3 protein-coding genes are annotated in these 2,781 nt (G+C 52.3%); all 3 read right to left on the bottom strand.

Translation table 11 applies throughout. The features are described from left to right. Positions 1–49: 49 nt before the first annotated feature. A complete protein-coding gene (gene nodD3 / locus CO655_RS32950; RefSeq protein ID WP_004677763.1) occupies positions 50–958 on the bottom strand; it encodes a transcriptional regulator NodD3 in 909 nt (302 codons plus the stop codon). A 151-nt stretch (positions 959–1,109) separates the two neighbouring features. Then, the gene (locus CO655_RS32945; protein ID WP_088940189.1) at positions 1,110–2,135 is read right to left on the bottom strand and encodes an LLM class flavin-dependent oxidoreductase; all 1,026 of its coding nucleotides are present in this window, start codon (positions 2,133–2,135) and stop codon (positions 1,110–1,112) included. 96 nt (positions 2,136–2,231) lie between these two features. Beyond that, the gene (locus CO655_RS32940) at positions 2,232–2,549 is read right to left on the bottom strand and encodes a hypothetical protein (RefSeq protein WP_097667962.1); all 318 of its coding nucleotides are present in this window, start codon (positions 2,547–2,549) and stop codon (positions 2,232–2,234) included. Positions 2,550–2,781: the final 232 nt, after the last annotated feature.

Here is a 2,781-nt window from a genome sequence, read left to right as displayed (position 1 = left end):
CTCACATTCGATTCATCGATCGCAGGACCTGCTCTAGGTTTCAGGATGGTCACGGCAATCGCGCTGCCTCCTGAACCATTATATCTCGCATCCAGATATTTGCCGGATCTTTGTCGTGAAGTACCGGCCATTGGACTGCCTCGGTGAATGTCGGCAGCGCTATCGGGGGCGCAGTCATCCGCAATGGTATCGTGTCCTCAAAAAGCCCAACTAGTCGTAACGGAACGGTTGCGATGCGATCGGTGCCCATTAGGGCGGCGGGGATCATGCTAAAGCTTGAAACAACGACTTCGACCCGCCTCTTGAGGCCATGCTCCTGCAAGAAGCAATCTTCTATGGTAGGCTGCTGCGTCCGACCGAACCTAACTACCGCGTGCCCCATTGAAGAATACTCCTCGGCAGTAAGGGCTTCCTCAAGTTGTTTGTTATTACTGCAGCCGACGCAAGTCAGTCGTTCCTGAAATAGGTCTATCTTAGGGTGCGCGCTCGACATGAATAACGGTGGGCTAATAAGGAAGTCTACGTCGCCGCGTCGCAAAAGCTCGTCTGGATTGTCAGTAAGAGGCAGCAAGTCAAAACTAATGCCGGGTGCTTCCCGCGCAAGACGCTCCAGTATCTTCTGAAAAAGAACAACTGTAACGAAATCGCATAAGCTTACTCGGAAATGACGATCTGATTGATCAGGAGTAAATTTATCCCAGGGTATGATATTGAGCCGAATATGCTGTAAAGCCTCACGAATCGCAGGCGCGAGGTCTTCCGCACGCGGAGTTGGAACGAACTCACGACCACGCATCGTAAATAGTTCATCGCGGAAATAGGAGCGGAGCCGGCGGACGGCTGCACTCATTGCGGGCTGGCTCAGATTAATGCTACGTGCCGCCGCAGTAAGGTTGCGCTCAATCATTAGTGCATCGAGCGCGACAAGGAGATTTAGATCGAGGCCCTTAAATCGCATATCTTTTAACTATCCAATAGTGCAGCCCATTCCACAATGGCTGTTCCTACGGCGATGGCTGAATTCGCCTTGGCGCTCCTCAATCGATTTGAGGGCGCGGCCACAGAGACTTAATCTCTGTGATCGGAAAGCAACCTGAGGCCAGTCCAGATTAAGCCATAACTCCAGAGTGAACGCTCGTTGCAGTGTAATAGGAAGCCTCCAATGGCAAATCACCAAACGCCAGCTGGCAAAGAAGATAATTAGCACCTGCTTCCTCGACATGATCGAGAAGATCTTGCCTAACTGAAGCAGCAGTACCAACTACGCACAACTGACAGTCTACTGCTGCATCAAAATCCGGCGGGAGGTTCTGAGGAGTCTGTATCCCGTTAATCTCGTACAGAAACCTAAAACTCCGAAGCCACCGTTGATAAGCCGGGGCCGCGAGCGAAATGGCATGCTTCGTCGTGCTGCCGGCCACCACCATTCGGACCAACCCAAGGAACGGCGCCCGTTTCCTGCCCCCGGCGGTACGTCTCTCGTGTGCTCGGTAGGCATCAGTGATCTGGCGAACAGCAGAAGCAGGGCCCCCGCAGGCAAGATTTGTATCGTTCTCAGCCGCCCAGCGCGCAACCTCAGGACGACTGGTTGTAATCCATGTCGGAGGCTGAGGACGTTGGTGTGGCCGCAACATCAACGGGACTTTGTCTAGTTCAAAGTGGTCGCCTTTGTAGGAAAGAGCCTGAGCTCCTTCCTTCATCGCTTGGATGACGATCTCGCTGGCTTCGAGATAGCGCGATGTCGCCACCTCCTCATCAATACCGAAAAAGCTCCATTCGATTGGTAAGGAGCCGCGCCCCATGCCCAACTCGAGCCTGCCACCGCTCAGATGATCCAGCATGCAAATTTCTTCAAACGCACGTAACGGATGATAAAGGTTCAACAGCATAACCAAAGGACCGAGACGAAGATGCTGCGTGCGCTGAGCTACGCTTGCTAGAAATAGATTCGGCGAAGGTCCTCTGCCGTGGGGAGTACAGTGGTGCTCTGCGACGTGATATCCATAAAAGCCAAGGCGATCGCAGACCTCTGCCAACTTCATCCGATCTTCATACTGGCGCGCAATCTCCCTTCCGTCCTCGTCCAAATGGTCGAAGATACCAACCATCAGCTTTGCGGGAAGAGAGTTTGTCATTTAAATGTCTCCAAGTTTGGCGGCGAATTTTCGGTGACCAAGACCGGAGGGTGGCCCCGATGTCTTTCGCCAGGAATCATCGAAAAGCTGCTGGTTCTAAAAAACGATGCTGACGCCGATGAGCTGATCATAATGCTCACGTTGAAATGACATTGAATCCTTCGTATTCATGTATGACTTCGCGGTGGGTAACACCCCATCTCGCATACCCACAGCTCCGTTCACTTTTGAGAAGCCAAGGATTGGCAAGATCGGATAGTGGTTGTTCAGCTTTTGTGGCGACCCAAATGTATTAAAGCTGGTATTCGGTTTAATGCGACGAGGCTCCTGCAGTAGGCGAAGAAAGGACCCAGAGCTATGTCTCGGCGCTTGATTGGCAGACGAGAGCGCCTTCTGCAGTTCCACGTTGGCCATGTTCGTCTCCATTTACCGGCCAGGTCTGTGACCTTGCCCTCGGCTGCTCTCGGTGGAGCAACATCATGGGGTCCCCAATTCATAATCGAGGTGTTTAATAACATCCCATGGCTTCGTAAAATTGATTGTTTGTATGGCATTGATCCACCAGGTGAATAACCAGGAATCTTCACCGTCAAAGGGTTGCTGATCGAACTAGAGCAGATCCTGTTCAATCCGGGTCATATCCGGC

It is taken from the genome of Rhizobium sp. M1, from assembly GCF_002531805.1.
GTDB classification, from domain to species: Bacteria; Pseudomonadota; Alphaproteobacteria; order Rhizobiales; family Rhizobiaceae; genus Rhizobium; species Rhizobium etli_C.
Note: the sequence above shows the minus strand (reverse complement) of the source record. Positions and strands in the feature narration are given on the sequence as shown.

What these genes read in the sequence shown, in the direction of transcription:
- nodD3 (WP_004677763.1), bottom strand. Translation starts at nt 958, where the DNA reads ATGCGATTTAAGGGCCTCGATCTAAATCTCCTTGTCGCGCTCGATGCA.
- CO655_RS32940 (WP_097667962.1), bottom strand. Translation starts at nt 2,549, where the DNA reads ATGGCCAACGTGGAACTGCAGAAGGCGCTCTCGTCTGCCAATCAAGCG.
- CO655_RS32945 (WP_088940189.1), bottom strand. Translation starts at nt 2,135, where the DNA reads ATGACAAACTCTCTTCCCGCAAAGCTGATGGTTGGTATCTTCGACCAT.